Origin of the sequence: Trinickia violacea, from assembly GCF_005280735.1 — a bacterium.
In the GTDB taxonomy this organism is placed as follows: domain Bacteria; phylum Pseudomonadota; class Gammaproteobacteria; order Burkholderiales; family Burkholderiaceae; genus Trinickia_A; species Trinickia_A violacea.
The window spans coordinates 1,450,351-1,467,517 of record NZ_CP040077.1 but is presented as its reverse complement, the minus strand read 5'-3'; the positions used below and the strand labels follow the sequence as shown (position 1 = coordinate 1,467,517).

General features: G+C 66.7%; 15 protein-coding genes and 1 pseudogene. 9 read left to right on the top strand and 7 right to left on the bottom strand.

Annotated features, from left to right (window positions below; genetic code table 11):
• Positions 1-18: 18 nt before the first annotated feature.
• From FAZ95_RS40660 to FAZ95_RS06685, 7 genes and pseudogenes are all read right to left on the bottom strand, one after another.
• Positions 19-210 carry a PDZ domain-containing protein gene (locus tag FAZ95_RS40660; protein ID WP_367872609.1) on the bottom strand — a complete coding sequence of 64 codons (192 nt, stop codon included), beginning with the start codon at positions 208-210 and terminating at the stop codon, positions 19-21.
• A gap of 552 nt (positions 211-762) precedes the next feature.
• Positions 763-1,929 (bottom strand): annotated as a pseudogene (locus FAZ95_RS40655) (trypsin-like peptidase domain-containing protein); the annotation flags it as partial.
• Between the two features lie 190 nt (positions 1,930-2,119).
• Positions 2,120-3,454 (bottom strand): MFS transporter, encoded by a 1,335-nt coding sequence (locus tag FAZ95_RS06705; protein ID WP_137331733.1) that lies wholly within the window; start codon positions 3,452-3,454, stop codon positions 2,120-2,122.
• A gap of 246 nt (positions 3,455-3,700) precedes the next feature.
• Positions 3,701-4,483 carry an IclR family transcriptional regulator gene (locus FAZ95_RS06700; RefSeq protein WP_137331732.1) on the bottom strand — a complete coding sequence of 261 codons (783 nt, stop codon included), beginning with the start codon at positions 4,481-4,483 and terminating at the stop codon, positions 3,701-3,703.
• A 60-nt stretch (positions 4,484-4,543) separates the two neighbouring features.
• On the bottom strand, positions 4,544-5,311 hold the full coding sequence (locus FAZ95_RS06695) for a glycosyltransferase family 2 protein (RefSeq protein ID WP_137331731.1): 768 nt from the start codon (positions 5,309-5,311) through the stop codon (positions 4,544-4,546).
• Positions 5,312-5,448: 137 nt separating this feature from the next.
• Positions 5,449-6,180 (bottom strand): 3-oxoacyl-ACP reductase FabG, encoded by a 732-nt coding sequence (gene fabG, locus FAZ95_RS06690; protein ID WP_137331730.1) that lies wholly within the window; start codon positions 6,178-6,180, stop codon positions 5,449-5,451.
• Positions 6,181-6,229: 49 nt separating this feature from the next.
• Positions 6,230-6,490, bottom strand: coding sequence for a phosphopantetheine-binding protein (locus tag FAZ95_RS06685; protein ID WP_254699887.1), 261 nt, complete (start codon positions 6,488-6,490; stop codon positions 6,230-6,232).
• Between the two features lie 502 nt (positions 6,491-6,992).
• On the opposite strand from FAZ95_RS06685, the gene FAZ95_RS06680 reads away from it, so the two are divergent.
• The 9 genes from FAZ95_RS06680 (at position 6,993) to FAZ95_RS06640 (ending at position 17,160) form a co-directional block, all read left to right on the top strand.
• On the top strand, positions 6,993-7,649 hold the full coding sequence (locus FAZ95_RS06680) for a COG4648 family protein (RefSeq protein WP_137331729.1): 657 nt from the start codon (positions 6,993-6,995) through the stop codon (positions 7,647-7,649).
• 88 nt (positions 7,650-7,737) lie between these two features.
• Entirely contained in the window at positions 7,738-9,483 is a 1,746-nt protein-coding gene (locus tag FAZ95_RS06675) for an AMP-binding protein (RefSeq protein ID WP_137331728.1), read from the top strand.
• Positions 9,480-10,493 carry a lysophospholipid acyltransferase family protein gene (locus tag FAZ95_RS06670; protein WP_137331727.1) on the top strand — a complete coding sequence of 338 codons (1,014 nt, stop codon included), beginning with the start codon at positions 9,480-9,482 and terminating at the stop codon, positions 10,491-10,493. Before FAZ95_RS06675 ends, FAZ95_RS06670 begins: the two co-directional genes overlap by 4 nt.
• Before the next feature lie 3 nt (positions 10,494-10,496).
• On the top strand, positions 10,497-11,144 hold the full coding sequence (locus FAZ95_RS06665; protein WP_137331726.1) for a LolA-related protein: 648 nt from the start codon (positions 10,497-10,499) through the stop codon (positions 11,142-11,144).
• Complete coding sequence (locus FAZ95_RS06660) at positions 11,144-13,681, top strand: MMPL family transporter (protein ID WP_137331725.1); 2,538 nt, start codon at positions 11,144-11,146, stop codon at positions 13,679-13,681. Before FAZ95_RS06665 ends, FAZ95_RS06660 begins: the two co-directional genes overlap by 1 nt.
• Positions 13,678-14,616: a polysaccharide deacetylase family protein gene (locus tag FAZ95_RS06655; protein ID WP_254699823.1), complete on the top strand. Its 939-nt coding sequence runs from the start codon at positions 13,678-13,680 to the stop codon at positions 14,614-14,616. The genes FAZ95_RS06660 and FAZ95_RS06655 overlap by 4 nt, the downstream gene beginning before the upstream one ends.
• Positions 14,613-15,848: a beta-ketoacyl-[acyl-carrier-protein] synthase family protein gene (locus tag FAZ95_RS06650; protein ID WP_137331724.1), complete on the top strand. Its 1,236-nt coding sequence runs from the start codon at positions 14,613-14,615 to the stop codon at positions 15,846-15,848. The genes FAZ95_RS06655 and FAZ95_RS06650 overlap by 4 nt, the downstream gene beginning before the upstream one ends.
• Positions 15,845-16,669, top strand: a complete 825-nt coding sequence (locus FAZ95_RS06645; protein WP_137331723.1) for a beta-ketoacyl synthase chain length factor — start codon at positions 15,845-15,847, stop codon at positions 16,667-16,669. The genes FAZ95_RS06650 and FAZ95_RS06645 overlap by 4 nt, the downstream gene beginning before the upstream one ends.
• Positions 16,666-17,160, top strand: coding sequence for a hotdog family protein (locus FAZ95_RS06640; RefSeq protein ID WP_137331722.1), 495 nt, complete (start codon positions 16,666-16,668; stop codon positions 17,158-17,160). Before FAZ95_RS06645 ends, FAZ95_RS06640 begins: the two co-directional genes overlap by 4 nt.
• The last annotated feature ends 7 nt before the right edge of the window (positions 17,161-17,167 follow it).

Genomic DNA, 17,167 nt, shown 5'->3' with positions numbered 1-17,167 from the left:
TCGCGTTCTATGAGCCGTTCATCTCAGCTCGATCGACACGAAGCGGCGCACGTTATGGCGCTGGATCAGCACCGCAATCTGCCTCTTCGCCCTGGCTTCCAGGGAGCTCGCCTCATCCGGCGACTCGACCAGTTCGCCGTTGAACGACAGCACGATATCGCCGGGTTGAATGCCGGCGCGTGCAGCAGGACCTGTCACCGCGTCGACCATCAAGCCCAGGGGAAGATCGCTCGCGCGCTTCTCGTCTTCGCTGAGCTCATGCATGCTCAAGCCAAGGCGATCCGCCGCGCGCGGTGCATTCTGTCCGGCGGATGGGATTGGCCCAGCCGAGGGGACGCGCGCGGCAGCGGGAATCGGCTTCGCCTCCGCGAGGGGCTCAGCGGCAGGGACTTGCGTCGCCTCGGGGACGGGCTCAGCGGCCGGAACCTGCTTCGCCTCAGTGACTGGCTCGACGGCAGGAACTTGATTCGCTTCCGAGACCGGCTCAGCGGCAGGGACTGGCTTCGCCCCAGTGACCGGCTCGACGGCTGGAACCTGCTTCGCTTCAGTGACCGGCTCAGCGGCTGGAACCTGCTTCGCCTCAGTGACTGGCTCGACGGCAGGAGCTTGCTTCGCTTTCGAGACCGGCTCAGCGGCAGGGACTGGCTTCGCCCCAGTGACTGGCTCGACGGCAGGAACTTGCTTCGCCTCCGAAACCGGCTCAGCGGCAGGAACTTGCTTCGCCTCCAAACCCGGCTTCGCCTGCGGAGTACGCCCAACCGCGGGGCTTTCCCCGGCCGTACCGGCCATGAGTCTTAGCGTCATCGGCCTGCGATCGCGAATCACCCGAACAACCGTTTTCGTGCCCGGCGGCAAGCCGTTGGCATAGTCGACGAGGTCGGCCGAGTGATCGATGGTCTTCTCGCCGATCTGCGTGACGACGTCCCCCGCCTTGAGGCCGCTCGCGGCGGCCGGCGTGCCGGGCGCAACGGCGTTGACCAGCGCGCCGGCCGGTCGCGGCAGTCCGAGGGCCGCCGCCAAGCCGGGGCCGATGTCCTGCACGTCCGCGCCAAGACCGCCGCTCGTCCCGCCGCGCTGTGCCTGCCACTGCATCCGCACCGTGTTGACCAGATTGATCGGGATGGCGAAGGTGAGGCTCTGGTAAGGCTCCGCATTCGTATAGATCTGCACGTCGATGCCGATCACGTCTCCGGCGCGGTTGAACAGCGGGCCGCCCGAGTTGTCGGGATTGGCGGCGACGTCGGTCTGAAAGAACGGGAAAGGACTGCCGTCCGGCAACACGCGAGGCGTCGCGCTGATGATGCCGTCGGTCACGGTATTCGCGAAGCTGTCGGGCGAGCCGATCGTCAGAACCGGTTCGCCGACGCGCACGCGCGACGAGTCGCCCAGTTTGACGGTCGGCAGTTTCGTGGCGTCGATCTGCAGCAACGCAACGCCGCTTTCGGTGTCGACGATGAGCACCGTTGCCTTGAACTTGCGTCGATCGGTCAGCGTGACGGTCACCTCGGCCGCCTGATCCACGACATGCGCGGCGGTCACGACGAGGCCGTCCGGCGTGACGATGAAACCCGAGCCGCTGCCCGCTATCGCGCGCGGCGCGTTGCTTTGAGACTCCGCCTGCTGCGGCACGACGCGTTTGAAAAACGCGGCGAAGGGATCGCCGGGATCGACGGCTTCGGGAGCGGGCGGCGACGTCAGCTTGTCCGGAGCCGCCGCGCTGATGTTGACGACCGCCCGCCCGTAACGTTCGACGATGCCGGGATAGTCGATCGGCAGCGCGGCGTTGAGCGGTGCGACGCGTTTCTCCTTGACGGGCGGCGGCGCGGTGCCTGTGGCGAGCGCCGCGGGCTGCGCTTGCGAATAGCTCCCGAGAAGTCCGGCTGCGACAGCAGCATGGAGCAAGGTGCGGGCAATAGACCGGCGGAACACGGCGCACCTCCAAAACGGTCGCTTTGGTCCCTATAGCAGGGTGTCGATGCCTTGGACGCCGAACGTGATCATGACCACGAGCGCGATCGTCGCAAGCACGCGTCGACACTATTATTTATAGAGCAAGCAACCGCCGCGACGCAGATTCCGCCGACTTTCTTCGTGCCGCACCGCACGATGTCCGCCCCCGTCAACCTGGTTTGTGTGCCCCCGGCCGGATACCCGCCATCAGCGCAATCCCGCTCGCGAGCAGAAGCCCGGCGAGCAGATAGATCGCGAGGTCCATGCTCCCCGTGCTCGTGCGGATCTGGCCGATCACCCAGGGGCTCACGATGCCGCTCGTGATGCCGAGGCTGCTGATCAGCGCGATGCCGGAAGCGGCCGCCTCGCCCGACAGGTAGCTCGACGGAATCGCCCAGAAAATCGGCAGCGCGGCGAAGATCAGGATCGACGCGACCGACAGGATCGCGAGCATCGCGGCAAAGCTCGAGAGGTGCAGCGTCAGCGCCGCAAGCGCGAGTCCGCCGCCGATCGTGCAGGTCGCGAAATGCTTGCGCCGCTCCCCGGTCCGGTCGGAGCGGCGCGCGATCAGCAGCAGCCCGATGGCGCCGATCGCATTCGGCACGACGGTGTAGAGGCTCACCGAGAGCACGTCCTTGATGCCGAAGTCGCGGATCATGAGCGGCATCCAGAAGTTCAGCGTCAGCGACGCGCAAGTCAGCGAGAAGTAGATGAACGCGAACAGGTACACGCGCGGGTTGACGAGCGCCGCGCCGAAGCTGCGCTCCTTGTGCGCCCCGCCTGCGCCGTTGGGCTGATCGGCCGCGCAGAGCGCCTCGATCCGATCCTGTTCCGCCGGCTCGAGCCAGCGCGCGTCGCGCGGCCGGTCGACCAGGCGAAACAGCGCGAAGAACGCGAGCACCACGGCCGGCAAGCCTTCGATCACGAACATCCACTGCCATCCGTAGAGCCCCAGCACGCCGCCCATGTCGCGCATGATCCAGCCGGACATGAGCCCGCCGAGCACGCCCGCCACCGCCACGCCCGCAAAGAAGACCGCCATCACCGCCGCGCGCCGGTTCGCGGGAAACCAGTACGACAGATACAGCACGATGCCGGGAAAGAACCCGGCCTCGAACACGCCGAGCATGAAGCGCAGCACGTAGAAATGCGCGGGCTTCGACACGAACATCATGCCGATCGAAGCGAGCCCCCAGAGCAGCATGATCCGCGTGAAGGTGCGGCGCGCGCCGAAGCGCGCGAGCAGCAGGTTGCTCGGCACTTCGCACACTACGTAGCCGATATAGAACACGGCCGCGCCGAGCCCGTACATCGCGTCGCTGAAGCCGAGATCGTGCTTCATCTGCAGCTGCGCGAAGCCGATGTTGATGCGGTCCAGAAACGATACGACGTAGCAAAGAAACAGAAACGGAATGATGCGCCAGGCCACCTTGCGGAACATCGCTTGATCGCCGGCGGCGGAAGCGGCGCGCGGCGCTGCCTCCGCGGAAAGGGAATAGCTCATGCTGTCTCGCTCCAAATGTCTCGATTCATATGCGAATGGGTTAATCCCTTGCGCATGGTTCAGCATTGTATAAATCATTTCTCAATGTTGAATCACGGTTTACCCCGAAACTTCAGACAACAGGCGAGCCAAATCCCGCGACGCACGCGCAGGCATGCATCGCGAACGAGACAACGAAGTTCAGGGGGAAGCGAAAGAGAGTTAGAAGGGCCTGTTCACGCTAATAAAGAGCCCTAAAAACGGGCCCTAAACGGCGGTAAACCCGAGCCGGGAGGAGACAGCCGCCGCGCTCGCGCGCAGCGCATTCGCGAGTTCGCCTTGCCAGGCCGTGTCGAGCGAGCCGCTCGGGCCAATCGCCGTGATCGCGAGCACGACGTTGCGCGTGTGGTCGAATACCGGCGCGCTCATCGCGCTGATGCCGGCGACCGGCGTGTCGACGCTGCGCGCCAGCGTGTGCTCCCGCACTTCGGCGAGCTTCGCGTCGATCTCCTTCTGGCTGAACTTGCGGTGCGCGACGCCGAGCCGGGCCGCGTTCGACTCCTCCAGCGCGACGAGCGCCGCGACGGTCATGGGCGGCAGATAGGCGGCGAACGCAAGGCCGGTGGCCGTCTGCAGGAGCGACATCACCGTGCCGGTACGCATCGCCACATAGATCGGATCGCTCGCGTGCCGGATATAGACGATGGTGGGGCCGCTGCTGCCGGGCGTCGCGAGCGCGACGGTATGGCCGATGCCGGGCGCCATCTCGTCGATGACCGAGACCGCGGTGCGGACGGCGTCCGAGCGTTGCAGGCTGATGAGCCCCATCTGCAGCGCGAACGGGCCCAGTTCGTAGCGGCCCGTGGCCGCGTCCTGCTGGATCAGGCCGAGCACGCCGTAGCTCACCAGATACGGATGCGCCTTGGCCGAGGACATGCCCGCCTTTCTGGCGAGATCGCCGAGCAGCATCGGCCCGCCGTGATCCACGAGCGCTTGCAGCAGCGCGCCTCCGACTTCAATCGATTGAATACCGCGCCGTTCTTTTGTCATTGTCTGGTTCCATTGCGCCGAGTCCGCGCATGATGACACGCACGGTGAGGCATTGCCCAGCTAATGCCCGCTCAAGCGCCGCGCCAGCAGCCAAGGCAGCCGCAGCACAAACCCGAAGAGCAGCCGCAGATGCATCGACGTCAGCAGAACGTTGTCGCGCACGTAGTGGAAATGCGAAACGCCGCCCTCGTCGCGGCGAAAGTAACGCACCGGCGCATCGAGCCGGATCGGCCGCACGCCGGCCCAGCACAACCGCACGGCCGCTTCGGGGTCGAAGTCGAAGCGCCGCATCCACGCGCGCTTGCGCATCAGCGCGCGCAGCGGCTCGACCGGGTACACGCGAAAACCAAACAGCGAATCGCCGATCCCGGCCCAGAGGGTTTCGATGTTGGTGCAAAGATTCGATAGCCGCCGCCCGTAGACGCGGGCTCGCGGCGCCGTCGCGTCGAATTTCGGCAGGCCCAGCACCATGCTTCCGGGCGCCGCCTTCGACGCCTCCATGAACGCTTCGATCAAATGCGCGGGATGCTGTCCGTCGGAGTCCATCGTGAGCACATGCGTGAAGCCGCTCGCCGCGGCTTCGTCGAGCCCGGCGAGCACGGCCGCGCCCTTGCCCCGATTGACCGGCAACACGATCACATGCAGCCCCGGATCGCTTTCGGCCATCGCCAGCAGACGCGGCGTGCTGCCGTCGGTGCTGCCGTCCACGACGACCCAGACGGGCGCCCACTGCGCTCGCGCACTGCGCACGGTCTCGTCGAGCTTCGCGCCCGAGTTGTAGCTCGGGATCAGGACGAGATGGGTGGAAGACGCGCGTGGAGTGGGCATGGGTACAGCGGGTCGATGGTTATCGGGTGATCGGGGAAGGGAGGCGTTTCGGGCGTTACTTTGCTTTGCGTTGCGTTCGGCTACGAACTCGTTGAGCGGCTGGGCGGCGATCGATCGGTGACGGACAGGCTCGCGGATCAAGCAAGCCCGCCGTTGATCGACAGCACTTGCCCCGTGACGTAAGCGGCCGCGTCCGAGACCAGGTACGCGACCATCGCCGCCACTTCCGCCGGCTCGCCCGCTCTGCCCGCCGGCACGATCTGCTTGATGCGCTCGGGCGGAAACGCGCTCTCGATCATCGGCGACGCGATGATGCCGGGCGCCACCGCATTGACGGTGATGCCGCGCGACGCCAGCTCCAGCGAAAGCGATTTCGTCGCGCCGATCAAGCCGGCTTTCGCGGCCGCATAGTTGGCCTGTCCACGGTTGCCCATCACACCGGCCAGCGACGCGAGGTTGACGATGCGCCCCCAGCGCGTGCGAATCATCGGCATCAGGAGCGGCTGCGTGACATTGAAGAAACCGTTGAGCGAGACGTCGATCACGCGCTTCCACTGATGCTGCGTCATGCCGGCCATCGGCGCGTCGTCGTGAATGCCGGCGTTGTTGACGAGGATCTGAAACGCGCCGCCCTCGATCACGGCTTCCAGTGCAGCGTGTGTCGCGTCGGCATCGGTCACGTCGAATGCGATGGCATGCGCGGCGCCCCCGGTCTCGACGATGCGCTGCACCGTTTCTTCGGCACGCGCGAGGCTGCGGTTCGCATGCACCCAAACTTCGTGGCCGGCCTTCGCCAAGGTTTCGCAGATCGCCTGCCCCAACGCGCCGCTGCCGCCCGTGACCAGCGCTCTCTTCCGTGCGTTCGTCATGATCCCCATGTGAACCTGAATGAGACTGAATGAGACTGAATGCGCGAGCCTAGCGGACGCGGTGCTCCGCGACGTAGGCGGCCAATCCGCCCAGCGTGGCGAAAATCTTGGCGTTGTCGGGATTGTCCGAACGCAGCGCAAAGCCGTACTTCTTGGAGATCAAGAGCGCGATTTCCAAAATGTCGATGGAATCGAGCCCGAAGCCTTCGCCGTACAACGGAGTCTCCGCGGACACGTCCTCGAGCTGAATGTCTTCAAGGTTCAGTTCGCGGATGATCAATCCAGCGAGCTCTTTTTCCAGTTCGTTCATCATGCGTGCAACGGGGATTGACATCGAAAAATGGCCTGAGACGGCGCCGGGCAACCGCCGCGCTCGCGCGCAGCCAGCCCGGCGGCGGGGACGCCCGGAAACGGGGCCCGCTCAGGTTCGGAGCGATTCTAACTACGGGTGACGCCTGGTATCCGAAAAAACGGTTACAGAACCTCTTGGGCTGCCTGCCTCGGCGGCGCCCCGCTTGGCGGCGGAAGCGCCCAGATATCTTGAAAAAACGACGCATGCGTTAAAATCGGCACCTTGCACGCCCGCTCGCGCGCCATACAAACGGTTACAAAACGCAACCTTTGCGTCATAGGAAAACCGTAACATCCGTCGACTCCAGGCGTTGGGGATGGCTCCCCCGCCACAGGCGGATTTCGTCGGATCAGATTTCGTCGGCTTTTTGTCGGCTTCGCACTACTAGGATGCTCAGTATCTTAAATCATCGGCTTTCCGCCCAGCTGCAAACGCAGCGTGGCCGCGCCGGGGGCGCGGCGTGAACGGGCTGGCTCGCTTCGCGCGCGCGGCGCTCGGCATCGCGTTCGTCGCCGGGTACGAGCTCGGCGCGCATTACGCGGTAAGCACGCCCGGACTGCAGGGCGTCGGTCTCGCGCTGGCCCTGACACCGCTGCTGGCGCTCACGCTCGCCGCCGCGCTGCAGCCGAGCCGTCGCGCCTGGATGCTGCCGCTTTGGCTCGGCGCGTGCGCCGCGCTGTGGATGTTGCGCGCGCCGCTTGCACGGCATTTCGAATGGGGGCTGTATCTCGAGCACCTGTCGTTCAATCTCATGATGGCCGTCGTGTTCGGCAGCACGCTGCGCCCGGGATACGAGCCGCTATGCAGCCGGTTCGCAGCGATGGTGCACGGGCCGCTCACGCCGGCCGTCGCCGTGTACACGCGGCGCATCACGCTCGCGTGGACGCTGTTCTTCATCACGATGGCCGGCGTGTCGACGCTGTTGTTCGCGCTGAGTTCGATCGTGGTCTGGTCGACGTTCGCCAATTACTGGATGTTGCCGCTCGTCGCGCTGATGTTTGCCGCCGAATACGGATGCCGCCGCTTCGCGTTGCCGGACGAGCGCTCCAGCATTCTCGACGGAGTCCGCGCCTACCGGCGCTCGATGCGCGATCGGGCCGCCGTAGAGGCACGCTGAAAGCCCATTGGGGGCACGTTGAATTCGCCGTCCGCGGCGCACGCTTTCGACGCGGCGCGGGCGCACTGCTACTGCTTTTGTTGAGGCTATGCCGAGTTTTCCGCTCGTATCCCATTCGTCGCTCGATGAGCCGATTGCCTGGCGCGATGGCGCGCCGGTGTCGGTCCGCGCGTTTCTCGCCGACGTGGCCCGGCTCGCCGCGGCTTTGCCGCCGGGCGGGCACGTCTTCAACGCGTGCAAGGACCGCTATCGGTTCGCGGTCGGCTTTTGCGCGGCGCTCGTCGCCGGCAAAGTGACGTTGCTGCCGTCGACGCACACGCAGGAATCCTTACGCCAGCTTGCGTCGTTCGCGCCCGATACGTTCTGCCTGCACGATTCGAACGAGGGTGCGATCGGGCTGCCGGGTTTTCGCTTTCCCGAGCTGGAGCGCGCGGCCCCGGACGCAAGCGGCGCCGCTGCCGCTGTGCATGAAGCCGTGCCGCGCATCGAAGCCTCGCGCGTTGCCGCGTACCTCTTTACATCGGGCTCGACCGGCACGCCCGTCCCTCATCGCAAGACCTGGGGTGCGCTCGTCAAGAGCGTGCGCGCCGGACTGGAGCCGCTCGGCCTCGCCGGCGCACACGGCGCGACGCTCGTCGGCACGGTGCCGCCGCAGCACATGTACGGCTTCGAGCACACGATCCTGCTCGCGTTGATCGGCGCGCTTGCGTTCAGCAACCGTCAGCCGTTCTATCCCGCCGACATCCGCTTGGCGCTCGAAGCCGTGCCCGAGCCGCGCGTGCTCGTCACATCGCCCGTTCATCTGCGCGCGCTGTTGATGTCCGAAAGCACGCATCGACCGCACACGTCGCTGATCCTGTCGGCCACCGCACCGCTTCAGACGACGCTGGCCGCCGAAGCCGAAGCGCGCCTCGCCGCGCCGCTGATGGAAATCTACGGCAGCACCGAAACCGGCAAGATCGCGACCCGGCGCACGGCGCTTGGCGACGTCTGGCAACTCGTGCCGGAGGTCGCACTGCAAGCGCGCGGCGGGACGCAGGACGACGATGCCGAAATCTGGGCCGCCGGAGGGCACATCGAAGCGCCGGCGCCAATGGGCGACGTGCTGGAGCGGCTCGACGAGTCGCACTTCCTGCTGCACGGGCGCAAGGCCGACCTGATCAACATCGCGGGCAAGCGCACGTCGCTCGGCTATCTGAACCATCAACTGAATGCGATACCCGGGGTGACGGACGGCGTGTTTTTCATGCCGGACAACTCGGCTCACGCCGACGACGAGGGTCACGAGGCGCATGAAAAGGTCACGCGGCTCGCTGCGTTCGTCGTGGCCCCCGCGCTCTTAGCCGCCGAACTGCAGCGTGCGCTGCGAGAACGCATCGATGCCGCGTTCATGCCGCGTCCGTTGCTGTTCGTCGATGCGCTGCCGCGCAACGAAGCCGGCAAGCTGCCGCGCGAAGCGCTGGTTGCGCTTGCCGCTCAGCATGCGCGGCGCGCAGCGAAAAGTGCCGCGCCTCACGCCGCTCATGAAGCGCAGCCGCTCACCTTCGACATCCCGCTCGACCACCCCGCCCTGCCCGGCCACTTCCCAGGGCAGCCGATCGTGCCCGGCGTGATGCTCCTCGATCATGCGATCAGCGGTATCGGCCGCGCGCTCGAGCGCCCGCTGCATGCGTTCAAGATCCGTTCCGCGAAATTCCCGAACTCCGCGACGCCGGGCGTGCCGTTCGAACTCACGTATCGCACGGACGACAACGGTGCGATTCAGTTCGCCGTCACGGTCGGCGCCCGCACGGTCGCGACAGGCGTGCTATCCGAGCGGGAGGCCGCGGCATGAAGCTCCCCGGAACCACTGCCCGCGCCGCCTGGGCCGAGCGCGAGGAGCGCAGCAATCCGACGCTGCTGCGCATCATGACGTGGCTTTCGCTGCGGCTCGGACGGCCGCTCGGCCGCGTCGTCCTGCGGGGCATCGCCGCCTATTTCATGCTGTGCTCGCCGCAGGTGCGCGAAGCCTCGCGCGACTACCTCGGCCGCGTGCTCGGCCGGCCCGCCGGCTGGCGCGAGGTGTATCGCCACATGCTGACGTTCGGCACGACGATTCACGATCGCATCTACCTGCTCTCCGGGCGCTTCGATCTGTTCGACATCCGCGTGCATGGCGGCGAGCACGTGCTGGCCGCGCTCGCGCAAGGCGATGGCGCGTTTCTGCTCGGAGGGCACCTGGGCAGCTTCGAAGTCGTGCGCACGATCGGCCGCACGCTGCCCGAGCTGCGCGTCGCCGTCATGATGTATGAGGAGAACGCGCGCAACATCAACGCGATTCTCGAGACCGTGAACCCCGCTGCAAAAGCGAACGTCATCAGTCTCGGACGGGCCGATTCGATGCTCAAGGCGAGCGAGAGCCTCGACGACGGCTGCATGATCGGGATGCTCGCCGATCGGACGCTGCTCTCCGAAGACAGCGACTCGCTCGAGCGCCTGCCCTTCCTCGGCGCGCCCGCCGCGTTTCCGCTCGGGCCGCTGCGCATGGCTGCGATGCTGCGGCGCCCGGTCATCTTCATGACGGGCCTCTATCGCGGCGGCAATCGCTACGACGTGCACTTCGACACGCTCGCCGATTTCACCGCTGTGCCGCGCAGCGAACGCAGCGAGGCGGTCCACGCCGCGCTCGTGCGCTACGTCGCGCTGCTGGAAAAACATTGTCGCGCGGCGCCCTACAACTGGTTCAACTATTTCGACTTCTGGCAAGGCGGCAAGGCCGCTGTTGCCGCTGCCCCGCCGCGTGTCAAACGCGACGACGAGAAATCGCGGGCTGCGCTGCGGCTGCCCGTCGTCGAGGAGTCCTGAACCATGACCGTCTTGCGCCGCTTCGGTTTTCGCCGGCATGCCGCCGCATCGCTCGCCGCGATGGCGGCGGTGGCCGCGCTCTCCTTGAGCGCGTCGCCGTGCTGGGCCCAAGCGTCCGCCCCAGGCACCGCAAGCACCGCAGGCTGGACGCTCGATGCGCTGATGTCGATGCTGGCGCATAACAAGTCAGGCCGTGCGTCGTTCGTCGAGACCAAGACTCTCTCGATCGCGACGAAGCCCTTGGAGTCCTCGGGTGAACTCGTGTTCGCCGCGCCCGATCATTTGGAGAAGCTCACGACGAGCCCGAAGCCCGAGCGCCTCGTCGTCGACGGCGACAAGCTGACCATCGAGCGCGATCAGCGCACGGTCACGCTCGCGCTTAACCGCTATCCGGAGCTGTCGGCATTCATCGAGAGCATCCGCGCGACGCTCGACGGTGATCGCCCGGCGCTCGAGCGCATCTACCAAGTGGCGCTCGACGGCAATCGCGATGACTGGACGTTGACGCTGACGCCGCTCGACGCGCGCACCTCGAAGGCGATCCGCACCGTGACGCTGCGCGGCGCGCGCGACGCGCTGCGCACCGTCGTGATCGAGCAGGCCGACGGCGACCACTCGGTGATGCAGCTCAAGGATGAATCGAGAGACTGATGGACGAGCCGGCGCTCCAACGTTCCGCGGGACCGTGGCTTCGCACGCTGTGCGCCAAGCGTGCCGTGCAGCTCTGGCTGCTGTTTCTCGTCGTCTGCGCGGTCCTCATTCATCGCGCGTCGTTCACGGCCGACCTCTCCGCGTTTCTGCCGCGCGCGCCTAGCGCGGCGCAGCGCGTCCTCGTCGATCAGCTGCGCGAGGGGATCGTGTCGCGGCTGATGCTCGTCGCGATCGAAGGCGGCGATGCGCAAGGACGCGCAACGCTGTCGAAGCAATTGGCCGCGCGCCTGCGCGGTGACCCGCAGTTTGCGTCCATCAATAACGGCGAGCCCGTCACGGAGGCGCGCGATCAGCAGTTCGTCTTCGACCATCGCTATCTGCTGAGCCCAGCGGTGACGCCACAGCGCTTCACCGAGGCAGGGCTGCATCAAGCGCTCGGCGACAGCTTCGATCTCTTGAGCTCGTCGGCGGGCTTGATGGTCAAGGCATTGCTGCCGCACGATCCCACGGGCGAAGTGGCCGCGATCGCGAGCCAGCTCGATAGCGGCGCGCAACCGTCGTCGATCGACGGCGCCTGGGCGTCGCGCGACGGCGAGCGTGCGGTGCTCGTCGTCGAGACGGCCGGCGCAGGCTCCGATACCGATGCACAAGAACGGGCGATGCGCGCGGTGCGCCAAGCGTTCGACGCCGCCGCGCACGATACCGGCAACGCCTCCCCGTACCATTTGCTGCTGAGCGGCCCAGGCGTGTTTTCCGTCGACACGCGCGACACGATCAAGCATGACGTCGAGCGGCTCTCGAGCGTGAGCCTCGTGTTGATCGTCGGCTTGCTGCTCGTCGTCTACCGCTCGCCGCTCACGCTCGCGCTCGGGCTCTTGCCGGTGCTCACGGGCGTCGCGGCCGGGATCGCGGCGGTCAGCCTCGCCTTCGGCACGGTGCACGGTTTGACGCTCGGTTTCGGCACGACGCTCATCGGCGAGGCCGTCGATTACTCGATCTATCTGTTTGTTCAATCGACGAATCCGCCATCGACGAAACCGGCCTCGCGCGCCCAAGGCTCGCGCAGCGCGGATTCCATGCGCGAGTGGATCGCGGCGTACTGGCCGACGATCCGGCTCGGCGTGCTGACTTCGGTGTGCGGCTTCGCGTCGATGCTGTTTTCCGGCTTTCCCGGCCTCGTGCAGCTCGGGCTGTATTCGATCGCCGGATTGTTCGCGGCGGCCGCCGTGACGCGCTACGTGCTGCCCCACATGCGCGAGAAGGCCGGTGCGATTCGCGACGTGTCGCGGCTCGCCGGCGTGCTGGCCCGCGCGGTCCGCGCCGCGCCTTCGCTGCGTTGGCCCCTGTTCGCGCTGATAGCGGCGTCTGTCGCGATCCTCGGACTGCATCGCGGCGCATTGTGGAGTCACGAACTGTCTGCGTTGAGCCCGGTGCCGATGCAAAGCCAGGCGCTCGACGCCTCGCTGCGAGCCGACCTCGGCGCGCCCGACGTGCGTTATCTGGTGGTGGTCTCGGGCGACAGCGAGCAAGCCGTGCTCGAAGGCGCGGAAAAGATCGGCGCGCAACTGCAGCCGCTCGTGGACAAACGCACCCTCGCCGGTTACGAGAGCCCCGCGCGCTATCTGCCGAGCGAGGCCATGCAGCGCGCGCGGCTCGCGAGTCTGCCTCCCGCCGACGTTCTCGCGCCGCGCCTTCACGCCGCGCTCGCCAACCAATCGATCGACTTGAAGCCCGACGCGTTGACGCCCTTCCTCGCCGACGTCGAACGCGCACGCCATCAGCCGTTGCTGACTCGCGCGGATCTGCGGGGCACGTCGATGGCGTTGGCGGCCGATGCGCTCCTGACCGAGCGCGCGGGCCGCTGGAGCGCGATGTTGACACTGCGGGCGCCATCGCCGTCGTCCGCGCAAGCGACGAGCGCACCCGACGACTCGAGTCTCGACGCCGACGCCATCCGAACCGCCGTTGCCCAAGCAGGCGTGCCCGACGCCCTCTTCGTCGACCTGAAAGCCGAAGCCGACCGGCTCTACGTGAACTACTTGAACGAGGACATTCGCCTCTCGCTGGCGGGATTCGCGGCCATCGTCGTCTTGCTGCTCGCCTCGCTGCGCGATCCGGCGCGCGTCGCGCGTACGCTCGCGCCGCTCGTGGCCGCCGTGCTCGTCGTGAGCGCCGGGTTCGCACTCGCGCGCGTGCCGCTCACGATCCTGCATTTGATCGGACTCCTGCTGATCGTGGCGGTCGGTTCGAACTATGCGTTGTTCTTCAACCGGGGCACCCGCGGCAGCGAAACGGCCCAGCATGAGACACCGTTCATCGCCGCGCCCACGCTCGTTTCGCTGCTGATCGCGAATCTCGCGACAGTGGCAGGGTTCGGCTTGCTTGCGCTCTCGCGCGTACCGCTGCTCGAATCGTTCGGCTTGACGGTCGGCCCCGGCGCGATCCTTGCGCTGCTGTTCTCCGCCATCCTCGCGCCTCAAGCGTCGCGCTCGCCATTGCAACAGAGCGAAGGCAGGCACACCGGGAGTCCAATATGAAATCGCCCCCACCTATCGTCACGATGTCGTCGGCCGGCATGGAGAGCGGCGCGCGCCGCTGGAAACCCACACCGTTACTCACCGGCACCCTCGCGCTGCATGCGGGCGCCGCGGCCGCCGTTGCGGCTCAGCCCGCGTGGTGGCCGTGGGCGGCGGGATGCGTGATCGCATCGCATGTGCCCCTGGCGGCGGCGGGCCTCTGGCCGCGCAGCGACCTTCTCGGACCGAACTGGACCACGCTGCCGCCAGGCGCAGGCAATCGAATCGCGCTCACCATCGACGACGGCCCCGACCCCGAAGTCACGCCGCGCGTGCTCGATCTGCTCGATCGTTACGATGCGCGTGCGACGTTCTTCTGTATCGGCGATGCCGTGCGCCGGTATCCGGAGTTAGTCGTGGAGATCGTGGCACGCGGCCATGCCGTGGAGAATCACAGTCAGCGCCATCGCCACAATTTCTCGCTGCAAGGGCCGCGCGCGCTGCGGCGCGAAATCGAAGCGGCACAGAACACGCTGACCGAAATCAGCGGCGTTCGTCCGCTTTTCTTCCGCGCGCCTGCGGGATTGCGCAATCCGTTTCTCGAGCCGGTGCTGTGCGCGCTGGGCTTGCAGCTGGCGAGCTGGACGCGGCGCGGCTTCGACACGCGCAACCGCGATGCCGAGGACGTCGCACGGCGGCTCGTCACCGGTCTCGCCGCGCGCGACATTCTGCTGCTGCACGATGGCAATGCTTCGCGCAATCCGCAAGGCAGGCCGATTGTGCTGGACGTGCTGCCGATGGTCCTGCGCGCGGCGCAAGACGCCCAGTTGCGTTGGACAACACTGCGTGCGGCGCTCGATTCGCAGCCGTCGTCCGCCCACGCCACGCTGACGCCTGACCCGCAGATCGCCGGCACACGCGCTGAGGCGAGCCCGCAACCGGACGGAACCCAGTGAACCCGCTACTTTTCACGCACTACACCGCCACGAGCTGCCTCGGACGCGGGCTCGACGCCACGGCGCAAGCCCTGCGCGATCGGCGCACCGGACTGACGCCTTGCGACTTCGAGCGCGCGACGCTCGACACGTGGATCGGCGCCGTCGCGGGCGTCGACGATCAACACGTGCGAGCGGACTTGAGCGACTTCGACTGCCGCAATCACCGGCTCGCGCAAATCGGCCTGCTGCAAGACGGCTTCGCCGAAGCCGTCGAAGCGGCCGCCGCGCGCTACGGCGCGGGACGGATCGGCGTTTTCATGGGCACGAGCACGGCGGGGATTCTCGAAACCGAACAAGCCTTCCGGCAACGCGATCCCGAAACCGGCACTCTGCCCGCGCATTTCCGCTACGCGCATACGCACAATCCGTATTCGCTCGCCGCGTTCGTGCGCGCGTTCTTCGGCTTGCGCGGGCCGGCGATGTCGGTTTCGTCGGCATGCTCGTCGGGCGCCAAAGTCTTCGGCTCGGCGCGCCGCATGATCGAAGCCGGGTTGATCGATGCGGCCGTGGTCGGCGGCGTCGATTCGCTGTGCCTGACGACGCTGTATGGCTTCAACTCGCTCGAACTGCTGTCGACGCAGCCTTGCAAGCCCTTCGACATTGCGCGCAAAGGCATTTCGATCGGCGAGGCCGCGGCGTTCGTTCTGGTCGAACGTCCGCGCGATGCCGCGGATCGCGCGAACGCATCGAACCGCGACGCCATCGCACTGCTCGGCGTCGGCGAATCGAGCGACGCGCATCACATGTCGTCGCCGCATCCCGAAGGACTCGGTGCACGGCTCGCCATGCAACAGGCGCTCACGATGGCGAAGGTCCACGCGCGCGAAGTCGACTACATCAATCTGCACGGCACGGCCACGCCGAGCAACGACGCCGCTGAAAGCCACGCGGTCAATGCGATTTTCGACGGCACGCCTTGCAGCTCCACCAAAGGCGCGACCGGCCACACGCTCGGCGCGGCCGGCGCGCTCGAAGCGGTCATCGCGGCACTGGCCTTGCGCGATCAGTTTGTGCCGGCCGGCGTACAGACGACGCATCCCGATCCGGCATTAGGGCTCAACTACGTGTCGACGAGCCGCGACGCGCGCTTGCGAACCGTGCTCAGCAACTCGTTCGGTTTCGGCGGCACGAATTGCGCGCTGCTGCTGGGCCGCCTGGATGCGGCACGCAACATGGGCTTGTCGTCATGAAGCAGAGCTTGAGCGCATTCATCGAAGGCATCGGGCTGCTCGGGCCGGGCTTGAGCAACTGGGAGCAAGCGGCTCAAGTGCTGGCGGGCAAGGCCGCGTACGAACCGCAGCGCACTGTGCTGCCCGTGCCGTCGGAGCTTCCGCCGCCCGAACGCCGCCGCACCGTCGCCACCGTCAAGCTCTCGCTCGCGGTCGGCCGCGAAGCCGCGCTCGCGAGCGGACGCGACCCGTCGACGCTCGCCACCGTGTTCGCTTCATCCGGTGGCGACGGCCAGAATTGCCACGTCGTGTGCGAAACGCTCGCGGGCGACGACCGCGACTTGTCGCCGACGCGTTTTCACAACTCCGTCCACAACGCGCCGGCCGGATACTGGGGCATCGCGATGGGCTCGATGGCGCCGTCGAACGTGCTGTGCGCGTATGACGGCAGCTTCGCCGCGGGGCTGCTGGAAAGCATCACGCAGGTGGCGATCGATGCGAAGCCGACGCTCTTGATCGCGTTCGATGCGGACTACCCCGCGCCGATTCGGGACGTGCGTCCTGTCGAGGATTCGTTCGGCGTGGCGCTCGTGTTGACGCCGCAAGAGAGCGACCAAGCCCTGGCGCGCATCGACGTTCGACTCGCCGACGAACCCGCGACCACGCTCGCCTCTTCCGATTTCGAAGCACTGCGACTCAACAATCCCGCGGCGCGCGCGCTGCCGTTAATCGATGCGCTTGCCTTGCGGCGTTCGTCGAGCGTCGTGCTCGACTATCTGGACGATCTGCGGCTCGCAGTCGACATCACGATGTGCGGTTCGTGTGGAGACGTCGCGTCATGAGCTCGACGACTCCCGGCTCGCCAACGTTCGATCACACGTGGATCGCCGCGCACATCCCGCACAGCGGCACGATGTGCCTGCTCGACGCCGTCGAGACATGGAGCGACGAAGCGATTCGCTGCGTGGCGACGAGTCATCTCGAACCGAGCAATCCGCTTCGGTCGAATGGGCGTCTTGCTGCGGTCTGCGGCATCGAATACGCGGCGCAAGCCATGGCCGTGCACGGGGCGGTGCTCGCCACTCAGACGCAACGCCCGCGTGCGGGGTTTCTCGCGAGCTTGCGCAGCGTCGAGATGCAGGTGGAACGGCTCGATATACTCGACGGTCGATTGATTGTCGAAGCCGAACGCATTAGCGGCGACGCGAATAACGTGCTCTACAGCTTTACCTTGCGCTGTGGTGACCGGCTTGTGATGACAGGGCGCGCCGCCGTAATTCTCGATGCTTCCGGTTTGGGTTCATTAGGGGAAGCCGCGAAGCCGAACGCGTGATCGCTGC

Bases quoted from the DNA above. Each gene is read 5' to 3' on its own strand.
- FAZ95_RS06670 (WP_137331727.1), top strand. From the start codon at position 9,480: ATGAAGCTCCCCGGAACCACTGCCCGCGCCGCCTGGGCCGAGCGCGAG.
- FAZ95_RS06660 (WP_137331725.1), top strand. From the start codon at position 11,144: ATGGACGAGCCGGCGCTCCAACGTTCCGCGGGACCGTGGCTTCGCACG.
- FAZ95_RS06685 (WP_254699887.1), bottom strand. From the start codon at position 6,490: ATGAACGAACTGGAAAAAGAGCTCGCTGGATTGATCATCCGCGAACTG.
- fabG (WP_137331730.1), bottom strand. From the start codon at position 6,180: ATGACGAACGCACGGAAGAGAGCGCTGGTCACGGGCGGCAGCGGCGCG.
- FAZ95_RS40660 (WP_367872609.1), bottom strand. From the start codon at position 210: ATGGTCGACGCGGTGACAGGTCCTGCTGCACGCGCCGGCATTCAACCC.
- FAZ95_RS06645 (WP_137331723.1), top strand. From the start codon at position 15,845: ATGAAGCAGAGCTTGAGCGCATTCATCGAAGGCATCGGGCTGCTCGGG.
- FAZ95_RS06700 (WP_137331732.1), bottom strand. From the start codon at position 4,483: ATGACAAAAGAACGGCGCGGTATTCAATCGATTGAAGTCGGAGGCGCG.
- FAZ95_RS06675 (WP_137331728.1), top strand. From the start codon at position 7,738: ATGCCGAGTTTTCCGCTCGTATCCCATTCGTCGCTCGATGAGCCGATT.
- FAZ95_RS06695 (WP_137331731.1), bottom strand. From the start codon at position 5,311: ATGCCCACTCCACGCGCGTCTTCCACCCATCTCGTCCTGATCCCGAGC.
- FAZ95_RS06655 (WP_254699823.1), top strand. From the start codon at position 13,678: ATGAAATCGCCCCCACCTATCGTCACGATGTCGTCGGCCGGCATGGAG.
- FAZ95_RS06665 (WP_137331726.1), top strand. From the start codon at position 10,497: ATGACCGTCTTGCGCCGCTTCGGTTTTCGCCGGCATGCCGCCGCATCG.
- FAZ95_RS06705 (WP_137331733.1), bottom strand. From the start codon at position 3,454: ATGAGCTATTCCCTTTCCGCGGAGGCAGCGCCGCGCGCCGCTTCCGCC.
- FAZ95_RS06640 (WP_137331722.1), top strand. From the start codon at position 16,666: ATGAGCTCGACGACTCCCGGCTCGCCAACGTTCGATCACACGTGGATC.